The 20,470-nt window shown below is 39.9% G+C and carries 13 protein-coding genes; 4 read left to right on the forward strand and 9 right to left on the reverse strand.

Annotated elements, in window-relative coordinates:
* The first annotated feature begins 31 nt into the window (after window positions 1-31).
* Both AC07VK_RS15410 and AC07VK_RS15415 read left to right on the forward strand, forming a co-directional pair.
* Window positions 32-1,042 carry an NAD(P)/FAD-dependent oxidoreductase gene (locus AC07VK_RS15410; RefSeq protein WP_029274634.1) on the forward strand — a complete coding sequence of 337 codons (1,011 nt, stop codon included), beginning with the start codon at window positions 32-34 and terminating at the stop codon, window positions 1,040-1,042.
* A gap of 42 nt (window positions 1,043-1,084) precedes the next feature.
* Window positions 1,085-1,411, forward strand: coding sequence for a 2Fe-2S iron-sulfur cluster-binding protein (locus tag AC07VK_RS15415; RefSeq protein WP_025141835.1), 327 nt, complete (start codon window positions 1,085-1,087; stop codon window positions 1,409-1,411).
* Between the two features lie 290 nt (window positions 1,412-1,701).
* On the opposite strand, the gene AC07VK_RS15420 is transcribed toward AC07VK_RS15415, so the two are convergent.
* The 5 genes from AC07VK_RS15420 to AC07VK_RS15440 all read right to left on the reverse strand — a co-directional run bounded on the left by AC07VK_RS15420 (window position 1,702) and on the right by AC07VK_RS15440 (window position 10,540).
* A complete protein-coding gene (locus AC07VK_RS15420; RefSeq protein ID WP_492961562.1) occupies window positions 1,702-4,308 on the reverse strand; it encodes a glycoside hydrolase family 2 protein in 2,607 nt (868 codons plus the stop codon).
* 206 nt (window positions 4,309-4,514) lie between these two features.
* Window positions 4,515-6,773: a GH92 family glycosyl hydrolase gene (locus AC07VK_RS15425; RefSeq protein ID WP_492961564.1), complete on the reverse strand. Its 2,259-nt coding sequence runs from the start codon at window positions 6,771-6,773 to the stop codon at window positions 4,515-4,517.
* Between the two features lie 319 nt (window positions 6,774-7,092).
* The gene (locus tag AC07VK_RS15430; protein WP_492961566.1) at window positions 7,093-8,418 is read right to left on the reverse strand and encodes an alpha-L-fucosidase; all 1,326 of its coding nucleotides are present in this window, start codon (window positions 8,416-8,418) and stop codon (window positions 7,093-7,095) included.
* A gap of 28 nt (window positions 8,419-8,446) precedes the next feature.
* A complete protein-coding gene (locus tag AC07VK_RS15435; protein WP_492961568.1) occupies window positions 8,447-10,138 on the reverse strand; it encodes a S41 family peptidase in 1,692 nt (563 codons plus the stop codon).
* A 186-nt stretch (window positions 10,139-10,324) separates the two neighbouring features.
* Window positions 10,325-10,540 carry a hypothetical protein gene (locus tag AC07VK_RS15440; protein ID WP_492956026.1) on the reverse strand — a complete coding sequence of 72 codons (216 nt, stop codon included), beginning with the start codon at window positions 10,538-10,540 and terminating at the stop codon, window positions 10,325-10,327.
* Window positions 10,541-10,797: 257 nt separating this feature from the next.
* On the opposite strand from AC07VK_RS15440, the gene AC07VK_RS15445 reads away from it, so the two are divergent.
* Entirely contained in the window at window positions 10,798-11,400 is a 603-nt protein-coding gene (locus AC07VK_RS15445) for a porin family protein (RefSeq protein WP_492961570.1), read from the forward strand.
* Window positions 11,401-11,445: 45 nt separating this feature from the next.
* On the opposite strand, the gene AC07VK_RS15450 is transcribed toward AC07VK_RS15445, so the two are convergent.
* The 4 genes from AC07VK_RS15450 to AC07VK_RS15465 all read right to left on the reverse strand — a co-directional run bounded on the left by AC07VK_RS15450 (window position 11,446) and on the right by AC07VK_RS15465 (window position 19,447).
* Window positions 11,446-13,836 (reverse strand): T9SS type B sorting domain-containing protein, encoded by a 2,391-nt coding sequence (locus tag AC07VK_RS15450; RefSeq protein WP_492961572.1) that lies wholly within the window; start codon window positions 13,834-13,836, stop codon window positions 11,446-11,448.
* 103 nt (window positions 13,837-13,939) lie between these two features.
* Window positions 13,940-14,755, reverse strand: a complete 816-nt coding sequence (locus tag AC07VK_RS15455) for a DUF4397 domain-containing protein (protein WP_492956023.1) — start codon at window positions 14,753-14,755, stop codon at window positions 13,940-13,942.
* Between the two features lie 10 nt (window positions 14,756-14,765).
* Complete coding sequence (locus AC07VK_RS15460) at window positions 14,766-16,337, reverse strand: RagB/SusD family nutrient uptake outer membrane protein (RefSeq protein WP_492956022.1); 1,572 nt, start codon at window positions 16,335-16,337, stop codon at window positions 14,766-14,768.
* A gap of 11 nt (window positions 16,338-16,348) precedes the next feature.
* Complete coding sequence (locus tag AC07VK_RS15465; protein WP_492961574.1) at window positions 16,349-19,447, reverse strand: SusC/RagA family TonB-linked outer membrane protein; 3,099 nt, start codon at window positions 19,445-19,447, stop codon at window positions 16,349-16,351.
* 245 nt (window positions 19,448-19,692) lie between these two features.
* Between AC07VK_RS15465 and AC07VK_RS15470 the strand changes: the two genes are divergently transcribed.
* Window positions 19,693-20,439, forward strand: coding sequence for a DeoR/GlpR family DNA-binding transcription regulator (locus AC07VK_RS15470; RefSeq protein ID WP_492956020.1), 747 nt, complete (start codon window positions 19,693-19,695; stop codon window positions 20,437-20,439).
* The last annotated feature ends 31 nt before the right edge of the window (window positions 20,440-20,470 follow it).

Raw genomic sequence — 20,470 nt, forward strand, 5'->3', positions numbered from 1 at the left:
TATTTTGTAACTTTGCGTCAAATTTTTTTTAATGATCACTACTGATATAGCCGTAATAGGCGCTGGTCCGGTTGGCTTATTCGCCATTTTTGAAGCCGGTTTATTAAAAATGCGTTGCCATTTAATTGACTACCTGCCTCAGGTTGGTGGTCAGCTGTCTGAAATTTACCCTAAAAAACCGATATACGATATCCCTGGTTATCCTTCTGTGTTGGCCCAGGAACTTATCGATAACTTAATGGAGCAGGCAAAACCTTTCCATCCAACGTTTACTTTGGGCGAGCGTATAGAAGGTTTAGAAAAGCGTGGCGAAGCAGATTTCGTTTTAACGACCAATATGGGTACCGTTATCGAAGCTAAAGTTGTGGTAATTGCAGGTGGTTTAGGTTGCTTTGAGCCACGTAAACCTGCTGTAGAAAACTTAGAGAACTTTGAGAATGGTAAGGGTGTAAACTATATGATCCTTGACCCAGAGAAGTACCGTGATCAGAAAATGGTGATTGCTGGTGGTGGCGACTCTGCTTTAGACTGGACCATTTACTTAGCAGAAGTTTGTTCTGAACTAACTTTGGTGCACAGAAGCGAGAGTTTCCGTGGTGCTCCAGATTCGGTTGCTAAAGTAATGGCATTGGCAGAAAGCGGAAAAATCAATCTGATTTTAAACAGCAACCTTCAGGCGGTACAGGGAACTGACAAATTAGAGCAGGTTGAAATTGTACAGAACCGTACCATGGAAAAAACGGTGGTAGAGGCCGATCACTTAATTCCTTTGTTTGGTTTGAGCCCTAAATTAGGTCCGATTGAAGACTGGAACTTAAATATCAATAAAAGTGCAATCGAGGTTAACGTTGATGATTATTCGACAAACATCCCTGGAATTTATGCTATTGGCGATATCAACACTTACACCAATAAACTAAAACTGATTCTTTGTGGTTTCCACGAGGCTGCATTAATGAGCCACAGCGCTTATTCTTACATGAACCCAGGTGTGAAATATACCATGAAATATACAACGGTAAACGGAGTTTCAGAATTTTAAGCTTTCTACTATATTTGTGAATCAATATAAGTAAGCTAAAAAATGGAAAACAATATTAATATATACATGCAAGAGCCGGATGGCTCCGTTACTGAACACGTTGCCCCAACTGACATGGGTTTAAGCCTGATGGAGTTTTTAAAAGCATCAGAGTACGATATTCTGGCTACTTGTGGCGGAATGGCCTTATGCGCTACCTGCTGCGTTGATGTGTTAGAAGGCGAAGAGAAACTTAACGAAATGACAGACGATGAGTATGCCATGTTAGATACTTTGCCCGATCTGCTACCAAATTCGCGTTTAGCCTGCCAACTGCAGCTAAACAACAACATGGACGGATTAAAAGTAAAATTGCACGGCGTAAGCTAGGTTGTAAAACATATTTAAATGGAAAAAGGCGATACCTAAAGTGTCGCCTTTTTTGTTGGTATCATCATTACGAGGTAAGAAGCAATTTTAAAGCGGTGGGCCAAAACTAGCCGATGTTTTTTTTTGGAAATGTGGGGTTCTGTTTTAATGGCCAGAGTAGTCCTGCTATCGCTTCAAGTCCTCACTCGCTGTGGGCTTTCCGCTTCATCAGGTTTAGAAACGAAGGGCTTGTTATTAGAAGCAGTAAAGACCTCGCAGGTTTTCGAAACCTGCGAGGTCTAGATCGCAACTTATTGAATATTTACTTTCTGTTTTTCTACATTCCAGCCATATACCTCTACAGCCATATTACTTTGTTTCCCTGTATATTCTACAGTTACCGTTTTACTTTCTCCCGGTAAAATACTTACATAGTTATCATCATAAAAAGCCGGGAGTACACGTTCGCCAGTATTGCCATTTATTAAAGCAATACGGTTAAAAAATGCTACAGGGTTTCCATTTGCATTGCTCAAAGTAACGGCCACCTTGCCGTTTTTCTGATCAGCTGCTGCTACTTTTAATGGTGCTTGTTTGATGCTTTTTAAACCCGAATATTCGCCATCTTTACCGGGAAGCCAATAAATGTTCTCGCTTAAAATGTTCTGCTTTTGATCTAAAATCCTTAAAGAAACGAACACACCTTCTTTTTTATCCAGTTTGGCCAGGAAATCATTCAACGGAAACAACCTTCTTACTGAAGATGGACCAACCGAATTGAATACCTGCGAATAGAAATAATCTTTGCCATCCATATCGTAAGCTTTCGCTTGCACCATCAGGTTGTTTTTGATGGCAAACCCATTGTTTACGATGGTAACCATACTATCCAAAGGATTCATCATCACATGCAAAGGCTCACTTCCTTTCCTTAAACCATATAAACAGGCGTTAGGATCCAGGTAATAATCGTACATCTGTCCTCGCATGGCCGTCCAGGGGTTTTGGGTTTTCCAGATGATCGAACCGGTATACCAGTCCCACATTTTGTTCGAGAAACCTTCCATCAATGCCCTGTATTGATCGTAATTGGCCAATTGAGCCTTCATTGCAAAATCTTCTGCACTTTTAGGCTTACCGTATGGATTAAGGTATTGTTCATAAGAGATATATTTATGATAATCCCACACCGAATCGGGCTTGGCTTTGTATTGTGGTGCAATCAGGTTTTCTTTTGGGATAAAACGGAGCAAAGAAACGTAGTCGCCTACGCCTACCGAGCCTACTTCCGAGTTATAAGGGAAGGTTCTGGTACCCCAAAAAGTTTTAATATCCTGTATACCGTACGGGCCATCACCGTTTCCACCAATGGAATTGAAAGACATTTCATCGCTATTAGAAAAATCGAAAAGTTTTCTCGTTCCATCTAAACGCGGCAGAATATCGTTCTTTAAAGGTTCCAAAATATCTTCCGGAGGGGTAATCTCATTCCCTCCGCACCAAAAAGCAAGCGAAGCATGGTTTCTGATCATCTTGATCTGATCTTCAATGGCTGTTAAGGTTAAATGATGATCATCTGGATAATTTCTGCGTGTCCATTGATCTTCTTTTTTCATGGGATCTACCCAACGGCCATTGCAATCGCCACTGAACCAGAAATCCTGAAAAACCAGCAGACCATATTTATCACAGGCGTTGTAAAATTCAGGTCTTTCTAAAATTGCTCCTCCCCAGATCCTGATCAGGTTGAGGTTCATATCTTTATGGTAACGCACCTCAGCATCGTAACGGGCATCACTAAAACGGAGCATCGCGTCAGAAATAATCCAGTTACCGCCCTTAATAAAAATCTTTTGCCCGTTTACAAAAGCGCCCATACTCCTGGTATGCTCGTTCCAGATATTGTCTATCTGGCGAACACCCACTTTAAGCTGTTCTTGATCTAAAACCTGATTGGCCGCTATAAATTCGATCTTCACATCATACAGGTTCTGCGGCCCATATCCGCTTGGCCACCATAATTTAGGATTTTCGAGCTGTAAATCAGGGAGTTTAACGGTAGTTGTTTTATTTGCAGCAACAGTGGTAGACTGTTTAATCAACTTTCCGGCAATTTGATATTGTAAAATACCCGAAACAGGCTTACTGGTAGGGTTTTCAACTTCAATTGAAACTTTAACGGTAGCCGGATTTTGTTTCCCTTCAGGTAAACGTTTGCCCGGAACCAGGGTAATGACCTGTGGATTCAGGACATTAATGCTTTTTGTTTTCTCAATGGTCACTTTATCCCAAATACCCGTGTTACGATCGCGGGTGGGCTGAATCCAATCCCAACCGGCTGTATATTGTGTGGTTAAACCTTTGGCAATGGTGCCGTCACCCCCCTGCCCCCCGTTGGGATTGCCCGGAAAATCTGGCGGATAAACAATTACAGCCAGCCTGTTTTTCCCATTCGGGGATAACAGGCTGGTAATGTTGTATTGCGCCCTAAGGTGCATACCCACCTGCGTTTTCGGGTTAACTTTTTTTCCGTTTAAATAAATTTCGGCTTTGTAATTTATTCCCCTAAACTGCAGCCAAACCTGTTCGCTACCCACAGCGCGCTCTTCAAAATCTTTTACAAACCAATAGGTGTAATAATCGTTACCGGTTTTATATACATCAGGAATTTTCTCATTGTTCATTCCATAAAATGGATCGGGTACTTTTTTGTTATTCAGCAAAGTAGTTAATACCGTTCCGGGTACAGTTGCAGGCATCCAATTGTTCAGCGAAAAACCTGTTTTCGAAATTTCTGAACCAGAAGATTTAGCATCTTTGATATTGGTACATACCCAACCCGAATTTAGTTCATAGCGCTGTTGTGCATTTACGGTTAAAACCGAACAGAGTAAGAGAAGTAGAAATAGTTTTCTCATTTATTTGGGATCTTATAGTTGATACTTGTTATGGTTAATTTTCATGAGGATGTATTATAAATATGGATTGTCATCCTGTCCAAAGGACTCCTGTGGAGAGCTTGTCGAAGGACCTCCCAGAACACCATGAGGGGCATTTCGACGGGCTCAACGTGACAAAATCTAGATAAACCAGACTTACAATATAACCTCCTTTTCATCTGGAATTATTTTCCGGATGTTGGTCTATCCCCAGGTTTTACACCCCAGCTTGCTGATGGTTTATTGCCCATATAAATTTGCATATTTCCGCCAGCTGTTATCGCTTTGTGCAAGATATATGATTTGGTATAAGCTTTACCATTCAGCACAATTTTCTGAATGTATTTATTCTCCGCACTGTTATCCACAACCTTTATACTGAATTTCTTATTCCCGGGCAGCGAAATAATCGCATCATTAACCAATGGCGTTCCGAAAACGTAAGCCCCGTTTGCCGGATTTACAGGATAGAAGCCCATTGCGGAGAAAATATACCAGGCACTCATTTGACCTACATCTTCGTTACCACACAAACCATCTGGTTTTGAAGAATAAAAATCTTTGTCGATTTTACGGATCAGATCGGCAGTTTTCCATGGCTGGCCTGCGTAAGTATATAAATAAGGGATGTGGTGGTTGGGCTCATTTCCCTGGGCATAATTACCGATCAACCCGCTAATATCCGGCGAACCGTTGGTTCCCAAATCTAAGGGTAAGGTAAATAACGAATCGAGTTTATTGATAAAAGCTTTATCCCCTCCAAAAAGATTGATCAACCCTTCTACATCTTGCGGCACCAACCAGGTATATTGCCAGGCATTTCCTTCTACATAGTCATCTTCACGGTGTTTGGATGAAAAGGGATCAAACGGGCTTCTCCAGTTTCCATCAGTAAGTTTACCCCGCATAAACTGAACGCTCGGATCGAAGTATAAACTATACAGTTTCGATCTTTTGCTAAAGTAAGTGTAATCTGCTGTTTTATTCAGTGCCTTGGCCATTTGTGCAATGCAATAATCGTCAATGGCATATTCCAAAGCCTTCCCTACTGATTCGTTTATTTTATCAGCAGGAATGTATTTAAGCTCCTGAATGTATTCGATGCCATCTGTTTTCTGCATAGCCGATTGTTTTATCGCTTCGTATGCCAGGTTTACATCAAAGCCACGGTACCCTTTTAAACAAGCATCAACAATAACCGGAACGGCATGGTAGCCCACCATGGTATTGGTTTCACTGCCCATTAAATGCCAAACGGGCAGTTTACCCTGTTGTTTATAGATGGCTAACATGGTATTTACCACATCGTTTACCTTATCCTGATGCAGGATGGTATACAATGGATTGGCCGCACGGTAGGTATCCCACAGGGAGAAGGTAGTGAGGTTATTGAAATTTGCCTTTTTGTATACCTTTTTATCTGTACCGAGGTAATCTTTATTTACATCGTTAAAAAGTGATGGGGCCACCATGGTATGGTACAAAGCGGTATAAAATATCTTTTTGGTCGTATTTGAAGCCTCAATTTTCACCTTAGCCAGTTCTTTTTCCCATTTCGCATCGCTGTTTTTAGCTGTAGCGGCAAAATCCCAGCCAGGCAATTCTGTTTTTAGGTTTAAAATAGCATTTTCGATGCTTACCGGAGATAAAGCAACTTTAATCTGTAATTTATCATTGTTAATGGCATTGAAGCTTACCGCTGCTTTTAGTTTTTTGCCAGATAACGACACACCACTTTTAACTGCTGTGCTGTCATATAACGCCAGACTTTTAATCGGTTGTGAAAGTTTAATTACAAAATATAAACGTTGATCGTTTGCCCAACCTTTCGAATTACGATGCCCCACGATGGTGGTCGCATCAAGCTGTTTAAATGATGCCGAGACAGGTGCATCCCAGCCTATACCTTCTATCAAATCGATAATGACATGTGGATTTTCAGCGCCTTTTTTAAAAGTATATTGGTGAAAACCTACCCTTTCAGTGGCTGTTAGCTCGGCTTTAATGTTATATTTATCTAACAATACGCTGTAATAACCTGCTTTTGCAATTTCATTCTGATGAGAAAATCTGGAGAGATAACCTTGCTGATCATCAGCTGTTTTTCCCTTTTCTAAGACTAGTTTACCCGTTGCAGGCATAATCGAAATATCGCCTAAATCGCCAATGCCCGTACCACTTAAATGGGTGTGCGCAAAACCGGTAATGGTATTGCTGCTATAATTATAACCACTGCACCAGTCCCAGCCTTCAAAAATATTGTTCGGGCCCAACTGAACTGCACCAAATGGCACATTTGCCCCTACAAAAACATGCCCATGTTTTGCCGATCCGATTAACGGATCTACATACTGGGTAAGTTTGTGGTTCTGCTGCGCAACTGCATTAAAGGAGAATAGAGAGGCCGTTAGAAATAGAATAGACGAGGTTTTCTTGAACTGCATGTGTGCTTATAATTTCTTACATTAGAATTTAAAGCCTAAAAGTAAAACGTTTTACGTTTATTTTCTCATAAAGGGGGAAGAATTGTGCTAAAATTAAATAAAAGCATTGAATTTAGTAAATTATAGGAAGATAATAGGCTTTTGAACGAGAGAGATGGTCATTGCGAGAAGGCTTTTTCAGCCGGCGAAGCAATCTTACAACTATCGCTAACAGCGAACGCATTAAGATTGCTTCGTACCTCGCAATGACGACTCTTTTAATTGAAATTCAGAAAGATTCTTCACTGCGTTCACGATGACAGCCTATATAAACGTTCACTTACCCAATCTCCAAAACAATTACCTGATCGGGTTCTGCACTATTTAAAGTTGTAGTAATGGTTAATGTTGATTTTTTAAAGGTGTAGTTCACCACGCTTTTATCTTTCAATAAATACGCCTTTTTGATTTTCTTTACCGGAACATTTTCCAAATTAAGTGTTGTCGTTTTTCCATCAACAAGGTGGATATAAACTTTGTTATCGCTTTGTGTAATGCTTCCCCAGGCCTGTGGCTTAATAAATCCTGCTTTTGTGCCGTAAATACTTTCCCCGTAAATTTTAAGCCAATTGCCCAAACCGGCTAACCTGTCTTGAAACTCTGGTTGGATTTTACCGCTCGGCATTGGTCCGATGTTGAGTAAAAGATTGGAGCCTAAACTTGCTGCTTTAACCAACATATGTACCAGTTCTTTATTCGACTTGTAATAGGTATCGCTCAAATTATATCCCCACGAATTTGAAATGGTTTCGCAGGTTTCGAGCGGTAATTTATCTGATGCCTTCTGAAAACTTAAGCCTGATTTATTCTCTCCGGGCAGATCGCGCTCGAACATCTGAAAATCTTCTCCGGCAAAAGGTGTAAGGTGGTGGTTGTTACCAATCATACACTGTGGCTGAAGTTTGTGGATTAAACCATAAATTTCATTGTATTTCCAATCAATCCGCGATGTCCTGTCTTTTGCCCCTTCTGGTTCAGTCTGGTCCCAATGCCCGTCGAACCAGATTCCGCCTATTTCACCATAATTGGTCAACAACTCGGTTAATTGGTTTTTCATGAACTGCAAATAGCTTGCATAATCACCTTTGCCCGTTCTACCTGAGTTCTGCCCGGTACGGCCAGTTTCGTGCGGATAATCTTCTCTGCGCCAATCTAACAGCGAATAATACAGGTATAGTTTTATGCCCTGCTTGTGGCACTCATCGGCCATCATTTTTACGATATCTTTTTTGTAGGGTGTATTCATGATATTGAAATCAGAATATTTGGTATCCCACATACTAAAACCATCATGGTGCCTGGTAATCAGTGTAATGTACTTCATTCCGGCATTCTTCGCCATGCTTACCCATTGTTCGGCATTAAACTCAACAGGGTTAAAAAAATCTTTAAGGTTAGTATAGTTATGAACATTCAACTTTCGTTCGTTCATTACCCATTCGCCACTCCCAGGTATACTAAATGGCCCCCAGTGGATAAATAAACCAAATCGGGCATCGTTAAACCATGCCCGCTGTTTTAAATTAGCGGCTGTAGGTGTATAATCCTGGGCTTTTAACTGTAAAGCAATTAATAGCACAAGGCATATTAGGGCTAATTTCTTCATAGGGATAGCGGTATCGTTTGGTTAGGTTTTAGTCTATTGATGCGGTGGCTTTGGTCGGTTTTCCGATCACCTTATAATTTCCATCTCCTTTTAAAATGGCCAGAATCTGCGATTGGTTGGTAAAAAGGTTTTTTGCCGCAGCCAATTCTTTATCGTACTGGAAGCTCTGTTCAATTCTTCCTTTTTCGTAAAAATACCGGCTTACGATCTGTGTTTCTAAAACTCTTTTTATTTCTGCTTTATGGCTAATCAGATCGTTTTTTTTAGAAGAGGTAAGTTTATATTTAAGATTCTCCAGATCGGTTTTTACTTCAGCAGATTTATTTTCCTTTTCGGCTTCTACACGTAAATCGGAAAGCAGCCTTTCGGTACGGCTTAGGTAGGTTAAATCTTTATCGGCCAAGCTGCCAGAAAATGCAGCATAATCAGCATCAGATAACTGGAAAGTTTTGGCTGATGCCAAACTTGGTTTTTCTTTCCTATATTGATTTGCGTAGTTAAAGAAAAGGTTTTTATTAAGCATTGAAATGGTAATCGGGCTGAGCTTTACGGCATCTACCACAATATCGGGATATACACCATTGCCACTATACACGTTCCTTCCTGCTTTGGTTTGGTACATTACCATGGTCGAATCGGCAAAACGCTCGGCAATACCATCTGCATTTTTGTGTGTATAATCCAATTTTTGGATGCACCTGCCCGATGGCGTATAATATTTCGCCACAGTTACTTTAACCAGGCTGTTATAGGGCAGGTTAAAGGTTTGCTGAACCAAGCCTTTGCCATAACTGCGCTGGCCAATTACAATGGCCCGATCTAAATCCTGTAAAGAACCCGCAACAATCTCTGAAGCTGAGGCCGAATTTCCATTTACAAGCACTACTAACGGAACCGAAGTAGAAACCGGGGTTAAAAGTGTTTTATAGGCAATGGTTTTCTCTACATTTTTGCCTTTTTGGGTAACAATAAGCTGATCTTTATTCACAAAGAGGTTCACAATTTTAACCGCTTCCTGCAAAATACCCCCGCCATTGTTTCTCAGATCTAAAACCACGCCTTTTGGATTTTCTTTTTGAATAGCCAACAGCGCATCCTTAACCTCCTGTCCGGAATTTTCAAGAAATTTATCGAGTTTGATGTAACCAATGCCATCGCCAACCATTCCAGAGTAAGAAACGTTAGGCTGTTTTATTTCATCGCGGACAAGTTTTTTAGTGATTTCCTTTCCATCTCTAATCACCAACAAATCTACGGGTGTTCCTTTCGGGCCGCGCAACAATTGACTAATTTCCTGACGGTCTTTCCCCTTTACTGCGATTCCGTTTATGCTCACCACCTGATCTCCTGCTTTAACCTCACTTTTATTTGCGGGATAACCTTCACTAACATCGTTGATAAACAGTTTTCCATCGATAAAAACAGTGCTGGCGCCGATACCTCCATACTGCGTGCTTACATATTTCAGCTTGTAATCTTCAATCTCCGATTCGGGAACATATTCGGTATAGGGATCTAAACTATCCAACATGGCATCAATCCCCGTTTTCATTAACTGAGGGGCATTGGTGTCATCAACATAATTGATATTGATTTCTTTATAGAGCGAAGCAAAAATATCCAGGTTTTTAGATACGAGGAATAAATCTTCTTTAAATGAAAAAGACAAAACAGCCACCCCAAAGCCAGCTGCTAAAAGACCATATTTTAGTTTTTTCATTCCCTTATATATTTTAATTCCGAAGGGCAAGTTAAATGAAATACCGCTCTTTTTGGAAGATTATTATTAGTTAAGTACAAAGGTAAATGTACAAAAACCGATAAATATTAAAAACAGCTTATTTAGGCTAAGCGTAAATTAAGCGTTACGCTAAAAAGAAGAGCATGTAAACAAAGGAAAGATTTACTAAAGCCTGTTTCCTTTGGTATCGGCAAGTGCTTTTTGAATGGTAAATTCGATGTAGGTACGGTCGCGTTTTACCAAACGCATTAAATCTTCAACCAATTGATCTTCTTTGCCTGGCGTAAAATCTAAAGGCTCGCTCGCCAGATCGCGATATTTCCTTAAGAACTTGGTTTTTACTTTAAATGCAGTTTCTGAAGTAAGTTGAAAATTAGCCATGGCATATTTTATTTGATGCAAAAGTAAAAAATATTTGCTCAGGTTAATACCTTTTTATGTGATGTGACAAAAAAAGTAGAGATTCGCGGAATATTTTTGCACGATAATTGTGTTAAAACCACGTTATAAAATCTAACCCGGTATAACAACCGCTTGATGCAGACTTTAAATAGAAACCAAAGCCTTAAAAATGCAGGTTAAATTGCTCAAGCACTGTTTATGATTTTATAATCCTTAAAAAAAACAATTTAAACAACATGAAAAAGATCATCTTCTCTATTGTTTTCCTAACCTTAGGTTGGACAACATCAAAAGCACAAACATTTAACCTTGGGGTTAAAGCAGGTGTAAACTTAGCTAAGTTAAATGCAGATTTCGCAAGCGAAGAAAACCGTTTAGGCTACCAGATTGGCGCTTGGGCACGTATTGGCGGGGCTAGCTTTTATGTACAACCAGAGGCTTACATTGGCAGTAAAGGCAACAAATTTATCAGCATTACGCAAGATAACGGGAATGAAGTTACAGCTGAAGGAAAGGTAAAATTTACCACGTTGGACGTTCCCCTTCTGTTGGGAACAAAATTTGGCGCTAAAAATTTAAACTTCCGTTTAATGGCTGGTCCGGTTATTTCATTTGTTTTAGATGAAAATTCGTCGTTCAGCTCTGCTTATCAACAAGCTACCGATTTCGACAACTACAAGAATCAGGCATTGGGCCTACAAGCTGGTGCGGGTGTAGATGTGGGCAGCATTTCGGTTGATTTACGTTACGAAGCTGGTTTATCCAACATCAGTAAAAGTGAGAAATACAGCCAAAAACCTAACTTGTTCCAATTGAGTTTAGGATTTAAAATTTTGTAAGGAAATTTATAATAATAGAGGCAGTTAATCTTTTAGCTGCCTTTGTTATTTCAATATAGTTAAGCTCCCGCTAACTTTACCACAATCTGTTTTCAGATCGATAAGGTAATAATATACACCAGCAGGAAGTGCTTGATCTTTATAATTTCCATCAAATTCTTTTGCATAGCCTTTTGAGTAGAAAAGCTGGTCGCCCAGCCTGTTAAATATATAAAACTCAGCGTTTGGGTAGTTTTCTGTACCATTTATCTTCCAAGTATCATTTATGCCATCGCCATTAGGCGTTATCGAATTAGGTACTTGTAAAATCGTTTTTTCAAGTTTTGTTAAATCGAGTACCTCGCTACCTACCTCACAGTCATACCTGTCTTTTACCCATAGCTGGTACTTGTCTGGCTTAAGTTTTTGAAAAACAGGTGTATTGGCTACAGTATTGCCATTTTTATCTAACCACCTATAGGTAAAGGGGCCAGTTGTTCCATCTATATCTACACCGTATACACTTACGGATTTCCCATCACAGCTTATAGCAGTGCGTAATCTAGAAAAATCGATTACCGGAAGTTCGGCAATTCCCACTACAAAAGTTCCGACTACATTTGTACAGCCATTTCCGTTAGCAGCAGTTAAAGTATAATCTCCAGGGGCTACATTGTTAAGCATTTCGGTTGTAGTTACGACTACTCCATCTTTATCTGTCCAACTAAAAAGTAGAGGTGTTTGTGTTTCGTAGGCTATGATGCTTACGCTCCCATTGTCTTCATTACAACTTGCAGGCTTTATAGTAGAACTCTTTACCTTGTAGGTTATATCGGTATTTCGAATGGTATAAATTGCCGAAACAGATTCGCAACCTCCGGGCTGGCTGGCCTTTAGGTAATAGGTGCCACTAGACACATCTTTCAAATCTTTTTCATTTCCAACCAGCGTGTTAGCTTCATTAAACCAGCTAAAAACGCTGGCATCACTAACGTCTAATTTAGTGATGCTTCCGGTTGAATTGCCACAAAAGGCATCGGTTATGATTTTACTTCCGTCAGCTAAGAATGGTTTTGAAAATGCAGAAGTTGCTCCGTCAGCATTGGTTCCTGTACTGGTTATACCTGTGGTTAAGGCTCCATTGTATTGCCATGTTCCATTAGCATTTGTTGGTATTGAAGCAATAAAAGTTTTGCCTTGACAATCAGGGCATTCATCATCGTAAAAGAGCTCGATAATGGAGTTGGGAAGATAGGTGCCACTTGCCGATGTTGACGTAATCAATCCAATTCGTGATTGCGTAATGCTTTTATCTGGTGGAATATCCTTAAAGCCGATGGCGGATGAACCATTGCAATATATACTGTTTTTCAATATGCTTACAGGATATGATTTATCTACTAATATAGCTGATTCGTTATAGGCAATAATATTCCTATCTGCAGCGGTCGGTCCGCCAATAATACCTGCCGAGCAGTTATACAACTCGATTCCATATTTTATATTGCCAAAGTTTTCGCCATTTACTCCACATCCGATTACATTGCGGGTTATTGTATATTTCAATTTTAAGTTATCAACTTTTATCCCTTTAAACTGGGAGACAATGTAATTATCAGAGATGGTAAGGTTGACGGTTTCACCATTGGCAAAAATACCCGTCGACTGCATTTGAGGAAAAGTTTTAGCCTTCGTGACATCAAAACCGATCACATTGAAAGAAATGTTAACGTTTCCTGACAGCGCACCTAATGAAATGGCATTGGAATTACCAGAGATAAGATTTCCATGTGCGACAGTATTTCCACCAATTGTCGAATTTTTGAGGTAACTCAAATCGATACCCACAACATTTCCTGCTGGGCTTTTCCCTGCTGGATCTAATCCGATAATATTGGAAGAAATGGTAATGTCGTCCTGTACAAAAGGCTGAGTTGGCGAAATAATAGCGGTATAATTATTGCCAAAACCATTTTGCTTATTGGGCGCTCCTATTGTAACATGTGCTGCATTTTTCAAAAAAACCGCGGCTTTTCTGTCGTCAGCCGGAATACCTGCCTGAGATACAAAATTACTGAAATAAAGCCCGTAAATCTCAATATGCTCAATTCCATCTATAACCAGGCCATGAAAAAACTGACTTGCGCCACGCACTAATTTAACCTTAATACTTGGGCTTTCCAGCAAGGTAGTGGGCTGGGTAGTTGCATCTATTACAATGTTTGAAGTGAGCGCAGGTAATTCTTCGGTAAGGGTAATGGTTATGTCTCCTGTTGAGGTTGCCGGTATATCGAATAGGATGAGATCGGCAGTTGCGGTACCATTTGCATTGGAACCGAGAATAGCATCGCGTAGAGAGCCAGAACCGGCGTTTGCATTATTTACCACCACAAATGTTGTCGCTTCTACCTGGAGACAACTTACACCAATAAGCAAAAAAAGATATAAAACCCTCATTTTAATGCAGTTAATCGGATTTACAAGTTAGTAAAATTGGCAAACAAGAACAAGAAAGCCCTGGTTAATAAAACCAAGGCTTTGATAATGTGTTTAAAAACTGCTATTGATTGGCTGTATTATCCAACAATGGCCTGTTTGCTGCTGTAGCGGAAGTTATGGTCATATCTCCTCTGGCACCAACAGTAAAGGCTCTTCCACCCAAAAAGCCCACCACACCATTTGTTGTTCCATTCCGCGAAATAATATTAGTTGATGAAGATGGATATCTTACATATAACTCATAACTACCAACCGGTACAGCAACAAAGGCAGATCCGCTTTTATAACCAATATTGGTTGCCACTATGGTTTCTACAGCTGTAACTGAATTTTTAATTACCAGATTCATTGCCGCTGTTCCATTTGGAATGGCATTAACAAAACGAACATAAGATACCGTGTTGCTTGATGTTGAAGGCGGTAGCACATCTTCTAAAACAAACGACTCGGCTGTTTTGGTTGTACTGTTGTATATACCACTGGTGTATAGCGAATAGTATTTACCATTTGCCAAAGCCGGATTCACTTCAGAAATCGAAACATTTGCATTAGCTGCGGCTGTTGAGGGTATAATTCCATTTATCTTATAAGTACCCGGATTGATAATACTATAGTTAGAGGCAGGGTATACGCCGCCGTAAGCTGTTCCGGTTGTACTTTCTGAGCCAGTAGCGCTTAATATCCCTGAAACTTTTGTGCCATTGGCATAAAAATTTACAGAAGGCGCGCCTGCAGCAAAATTGAAATATTTAATTCTAGAAACATTTGTTGCATCTACAGGCGTATCAATAACCTGTATGCTATTGTCTTTCTTACAAGAAAATGTAAAAGCCGCTACCAGCGTAACCGCCAGCAAACCTATATATTTTATTTTCATAACGTGCTAATTAAGGTTGAATAATCCAGGTTTGTTTAGTGTGATAATCGGTTGCCAATCCACCAATTACACTCAGAGCATCTCTGTTCCAAACATACTCTGAGTTATAACGTGGACGAATTCTATAAGCCGGTTTACCCGCATTATCAGAGTACAGTGTAGTTGGAAAAACGTAGCCCAAATACACCTGTTTTCCCGTTACAGGATCAGCATCGGTATAATGATACCTTCTCATATCCATCCAGGTTTCTAAATGTCCCCAGCCCCATTGTGCAATATACTTTTGGCACATAATCTGCGTTAAGGTTAAATCTGCAGCTGCTGCAGGAACAATTGCAGTAGCACTCATATAAGCTGTTTTTTCTGCACTTGTGATTTGGGTTGGAGATTGGTTATCCTCAATGTTTCTGGCATTAACAAAATCAATATGCGCTGATATACCATTTTTATAGGCTGTTAAAGCGGTTTCCTTATCTCCTTTTTTAAATGCGGCCTCTGCTTTAATAAACTGTAATTGAGAATAGGTCATTACCGGCAGTTTACATTTATCAGAAAAAATATACCTTCCTTGTGTATTGGCTGCTGGTGCAGCAATAGAAGCGATGTTCCAAAAATTGTTAGGCAGCTGACTTGCTGTAAAAGCTCCAGTTCCTGCAGCAGTTACAATACCTCTATAAACACCATCTGGCGCAGGAGCCAACATCCGGCTCATCCTTGGGTCTACTACTCCGGTAAACTGTGTTCCATTCATCAGGTTAACAATAAAAGGTGTTTGCCTATAAGTTTGCATATTACCTCGTGTTGGGCCTAAGAAATTTCTGTCGTCATTTCCGGTAACACCTGGATATGCCATTAAAGCATCGTCTGTATTGCTTGTAAAAGATTTATCAACCGCAGCAATTACATCATCCGGCTTGTAACTGGCTTTATTGCTATAGTGATTTAAATTTAAAGCTAACATGGCATAGGCCAGCTTGGTCCATTTTGCACGATCGCCTTTGTAAATCAAGTCTGTTTTACCTAAGAAAACAGCGTCTACTGCTCCATCTGTCCTGGCTAAATTAGCTATGGCAGCGGTTAACAGACGTTGCACTTCCTGATAAGCATATTCCTGGCTGTCATAATTAAACAGATATTTAGTTGGGTCTATGGCTTCTTTAACAATAATCTCTCCGTGTACATCGGTTAAGGACTGCCATCCCCATGCTTTTAAAATCTGGCCAACACCCAATAAATCCCATCGCTGCTCAGCCTCTGCTTTAGTGTTCATATCTACTAGATTCTGACCTAAGCTCCAATACACATCCCTCCACAATTCAGCACCGTTATCAGATGACGGATCATAACCTTGCAAATCCCAGGTGGTACCTGCTGTTGTCGAGGTCCAGTTTTGGGTATATCTTCCAATAAACCTGCCATCGTACTGCGGGGCAGTTACCATCCAGTGTAACATTGGCGACAAATATAAATTTGCAGTAACCGTTTGTGGGGCATTTGGATTAGTATTTACATCCAGATATTTCTTGCAGCTACTAACGGTAAATAAAAATCCTGTTAGCAGTGTTATATATATATATTTCATAATCTTTTCCATTATAATCCAATCTTAATTCCAAAGTTTAAACCAATAGGCATTGGAAAATTACCATAATCGATACCAGAAGCTCCCGAACCACCAACAGCAGCCGTATTTCCGTTAACAACCGGATCTAAACCAGTATAGTTGGTAATCAAAAACAAATCTGTTCCAGTAACAAAAACACTCGCGCTTTTCACAAAATTCTGTTTCTTGAGCATCGTTTGCGGCAGCTTATAACTAAAAGTAACATCTCTCAGCCTAATCCAGTTGATATCCTTTTCTATAAACAACTCTTCGCTTGCTGTAGAATAAAATGTATTTTGATAATAAGGAACAAAGGCTATGTTATTCGGAGTTGGATTTGCGGTATTCTCTCTACCATCCTGCAGTACGCCAGGAATAATTCTTGGGGTCATTCTATCTACAGTATTATTAGCTAAACCAATGGTGGTTAAGAAATGCTGGGTAGCGTTCAATACATCTCCGCCCTTCCTGATATCGAGCAGGAATGACAATGACATATTTTTATAGGTAAACGTATTAGATAAACCAATTGTAAAATCAGGCTGTCTGTCATATCCACCCTCAATAAAGGTAGTAGAACGTACCGGCACTCCTGTTGTAGGGTTTATTAACAACTGCCCCTGATTATTTCTTAAATAAAATAGACCGGTTAATGATCTGGTTGAATTTCCAGGTGTATTACCATTGCGCACATTGGCGTATAACCAGGTATCAGACACATAAGATTCAGGTAGCGCATTTGGAAGCGAAAGTACTTTCCCCCTTGCCGATTCGAAGTTAGCTAAAACGTCCCAGTTAAAATCTTTTGTTTTTATAGGATTTCCGCGCAAGGTTAACTCAATACCCTGGTTTCTGGTAGAGCCGCCATTAAGGTTTAACAAAATAAAACCTGTTGCATAACTACTTCTGATATCGTTTACAATCTGATCAGTGGTTTCTTTGCGATAAACCGTTACGTCGAGACCTAACCTGTTATTTAAGAAACCCAATTCGGCCCCAAATTCATAAGATTTTGCAAATTCTGGTTTTAAACCTGGATTCGGTCCTGTAAATCCATAGCCATAACCGCCGCCAGAAGTTGTTTTATTCTCTAATGTCGGCACATAGGCATATGGTCTGGCATCTTTACCCACATTTGCATAAGCTGCCCTTAACTTACCGTAATAGAACACATTTTTAAGCCCTTTGAAAGCAGGTACATCCGTAAAAACAAAACTTCCCTGAACTGATGGATACCAAAAAGAATACCGGTCAATCGGAATGGTAGAAGTACGGTCGTTTCTGATGGTTCCGGTTAAAAACAGGTAATTTTTATAATCGAAAGTCGCTCTACCGAAGAAGCTTACCAAACGGCGTTGGCTAATTGAAGTTCTAACTAATTTTGTGGCTACATTATTTAATGAATTAAAATTAGGGTCTAAAAATCCTTCACCATATCCGGCATCAACATTTGATTTTAAGTTCTGCAGGGAATTCCCAAGTGTAGCGTCAAAGGAAATATCTTTAGTAAGTTGTTGCTTATTAAAATTAATCAGATTTTGCAGGTTAATATTTCTGGTTATATCATTAGCAACATCAATTGTTCCGCCTCTGCTAAAGGCTGAAGCACTTTCGGGATGGCGGACAATTAAGTTTTGATTGGTATAAGAATCCATACCAATATTGGTTTTAATATTTACCCACCTAAATGGCGTAATAGTTAAACCCAGATTTGAAATGATCCTGCTTGTTTTTGAATTGATGATATTCTTGTTTACATTAAAATAAGGGTTATCAATTTCAGCATTACCTGCCGATCCAAAGGCGAGTAGCTTTCTGGTTCCGGCTGGAGTCAAATAGTTCGATGCATCATCGGTTTGCGGCCAGGCCAATAAGCCCAATAAAGGACCAATACTGCCTTTTAATGGCTGATCGTTAACTGCATAACTATAATTCATGGACAAATCAGTTTTCAACCAGCTATTTACAATCCCCTGAGAGGCTCCGGTCAAGTTGATTCTCTGATAGTCGGAGTTTGGTACAACACCACTTTGATCAGTGTAGGCACTCGAAATACGGTAATTAACTTTGTCTGAACCGCCTTCAAATGAAAGGTTATGCTTTTGAGTAAAGCCTGTTTGAAAGAAATCTTTTACGTTATCGTAAAACTGTGTTCCTTCAGGGTAGGCAGGACCGAAATACTGATAAATATTATTCAGGGTAGATACAGATCCGGGAACCCCGCTACCGCCAAGTCCATATTGTTTTTGAATTTCAGGATAAGCTCTAGTTGCTTCCACCCTGAAACTGTTACTGTAATTAACAGCCCCAGCACCTGCCTTTGCTCTTTTAGTCGTAATTACTATTGCTCCATTTGCAGCATCAATACCATAAAGCGCTGCCGCTTCCGGTCCCTTTAAAACAACTAAACTTTCAATATCTTCAGGATTGATATCTGCCGAACGGTTAGTAAAATCTACCCCCCTATTACTAAAAGCAGTATTTGAACTCGCATCAGATACAAAGGCAGAAGTATTTAAAGTCTTATTATCAATAGGTAATCCATCCACAATCATCAGTGGCTGGTTACTACCGCTGATAGAACTTACCCCACGGATCGTTATCGAAGATGATGCTCCTGGAACCCCAGAAGAGCTTGTCACCTCTACACCTGCTACCCGCCCCTGTAAAGCGTTAATAAAGTTTTCTCGCTGTGTTTCTGCAATTGCTGCGCCACTTACGGTTTGCTGGGAAGTTCCTAGTTCTCGTTTCTTAACAGTATTACCAAGGGCAGTAATTACAACCTCATCCAGCCCTTTTGAGTTAGATTTTAAGGCCACATTAATTGTCGTATTTATGCCAACGGTTCTTTCTATCGTTGTGTAACCAACGTAAGAGAATATTAAAACATCACTTTTTGATGCTTTAATGGTATATGATCCATCTGCATTGGTTTGCGAAACGGCTGTGTTTCCTTTCACACGGATGGAAACACCAGGTATTGGTCCGTCTTCTGACGTAACCCTACCGGTAACGGTTATTTGCTGCGCAATGGCATGGGCCAGCAACAAAAACGTACCAATAAAAATTAGTAGTAGTTTTTTTTTCATAAACTGCCTGTTTAGGGAATGGAATGGGTTGTTAGTTGTTAGTTAATTTGTTGTTTGCCAAAACACGCATAAAAGCGCATTTAAATTTATTATTTAGCTAATATCATAAATGTTTTTCAATAAAAAAACAATTTAATAAAGTATATCTTCCTATCAAACAAAATTTTATCGCACAAACACGCATAAAAACGCAAATAATATAATTTTAAAATCTTTTTATACATTCGTAGAAAATCAAATGATTTATGCTGAAAAAAGAACGCCACGACTTCATCATGCGCCAGATTAACTTGCATAACCGTGTTTTAACATCCGACTTAGTGCAGTTGCTTAATGTTTCGGAAGATACCATCAGACGGGATTTACAAGAGCTTGTGGATGAAAACTTGCTTTATAAGGTTCATGGCGGTGCTTTATCGAAGTCTTATCACAGTTCTTTTGACGATAGTACGGTTTATGCCAGAGATAGTAAGATTGCGATTGGCAAGAAAGCCGTTCAGTTGATCAAAGATGGCATGGTCGTTTTAACCGGGGGAGGAACAACGATTTTAGAGTTTGTAAAACGGCTTCCACAGGGCCTATCTGCTACATTTTTCACCATTAGTCCGTTGGTGGCAGTAGAACTGGCCAAATACAACAATATCGAAGTGATTTTGATCGGAGGCTTGTTTTCAAAAAATTCGCAAGTTACCTATGGCGGGCAGGTAATTACACAATTATCGGAAATTAAGGCCGATTTATGCCTGATGGGAACCAGCGCCATCCACCCAGACGAAGGCCTGACGGATACTTACTGGGAAATTAACCAACTTAAAAAGGCCATGTTGGCCTGTGCAAAAAGAACCGCTGTGCTCTGTATTTCTGAGAAGCTCGATATTGCTTTAAGATTAAGGGTGTGCCCGATAGAAAGCATTAGTTATCTAATAACAGAATTAGATTTGGATCATGAATCACTTTCACGTTACCGCGAAAAAGAATTGAATATTTTATAAAAAAGTCCCGACGAAAATCGGGACTTTTTCA

This window comes from Pedobacter sp. GW821-FHT01D05 (assembly GCF_059422505.1).

Coding starts and splice junctions, on each gene's coding strand:
- AC07VK_RS15435 (WP_492961568.1), bottom strand. CDS start 10,138: ATGAAAAAACTAAAATATGGTCTTTTAGCAGCTGGCTTTGGGGTGGCT.
- AC07VK_RS15450 (WP_492961572.1), bottom strand. CDS start 13,836: ATGAGGGTTTTATATCTTTTTTTGCTTATTGGTGTAAGTTGTCTCCAG.
- AC07VK_RS15415 (WP_025141835.1), top strand. CDS start 1,085: ATGGAAAACAATATTAATATATACATGCAAGAGCCGGATGGCTCCGTT.
- AC07VK_RS15470 (WP_492956020.1), top strand. CDS start 19,693: ATGCTGAAAAAAGAACGCCACGACTTCATCATGCGCCAGATTAACTTG.
- AC07VK_RS15445 (WP_492961570.1), top strand. CDS start 10,798: ATGAAAAAGATCATCTTCTCTATTGTTTTCCTAACCTTAGGTTGGACA.
- AC07VK_RS15410 (WP_029274634.1), top strand. CDS start 32: ATGATCACTACTGATATAGCCGTAATAGGCGCTGGTCCGGTTGGCTTA.
- AC07VK_RS15430 (WP_492961566.1), bottom strand. CDS start 8,418: ATGAAGAAATTAGCCCTAATATGCCTTGTGCTATTAATTGCTTTACAG.
- AC07VK_RS15425 (WP_492961564.1), bottom strand. CDS start 6,773: ATGCAGTTCAAGAAAACCTCGTCTATTCTATTTCTAACGGCCTCTCTA.
- AC07VK_RS15460 (WP_492956022.1), bottom strand. CDS start 16,337: ATGAAATATATATATATAACACTGCTAACAGGATTTTTATTTACCGTT.
- AC07VK_RS15420 (WP_492961562.1), bottom strand. CDS start 4,308: ATGAGAAAACTATTTCTACTTCTCTTACTCTGTTCGGTTTTAACCGTA.
- AC07VK_RS15455 (WP_492956023.1), bottom strand. CDS start 14,755: ATGAAAATAAAATATATAGGTTTGCTGGCGGTTACGCTGGTAGCGGCT.
- AC07VK_RS15465 (WP_492961574.1), bottom strand. CDS start 19,447: ATGAAAAAAAAACTACTACTAATTTTTATTGGTACGTTTTTGTTGCTG.
- AC07VK_RS15440 (WP_492956026.1), bottom strand. CDS start 10,540: ATGGCTAATTTTCAACTTACTTCAGAAACTGCATTTAAAGTAAAAACC.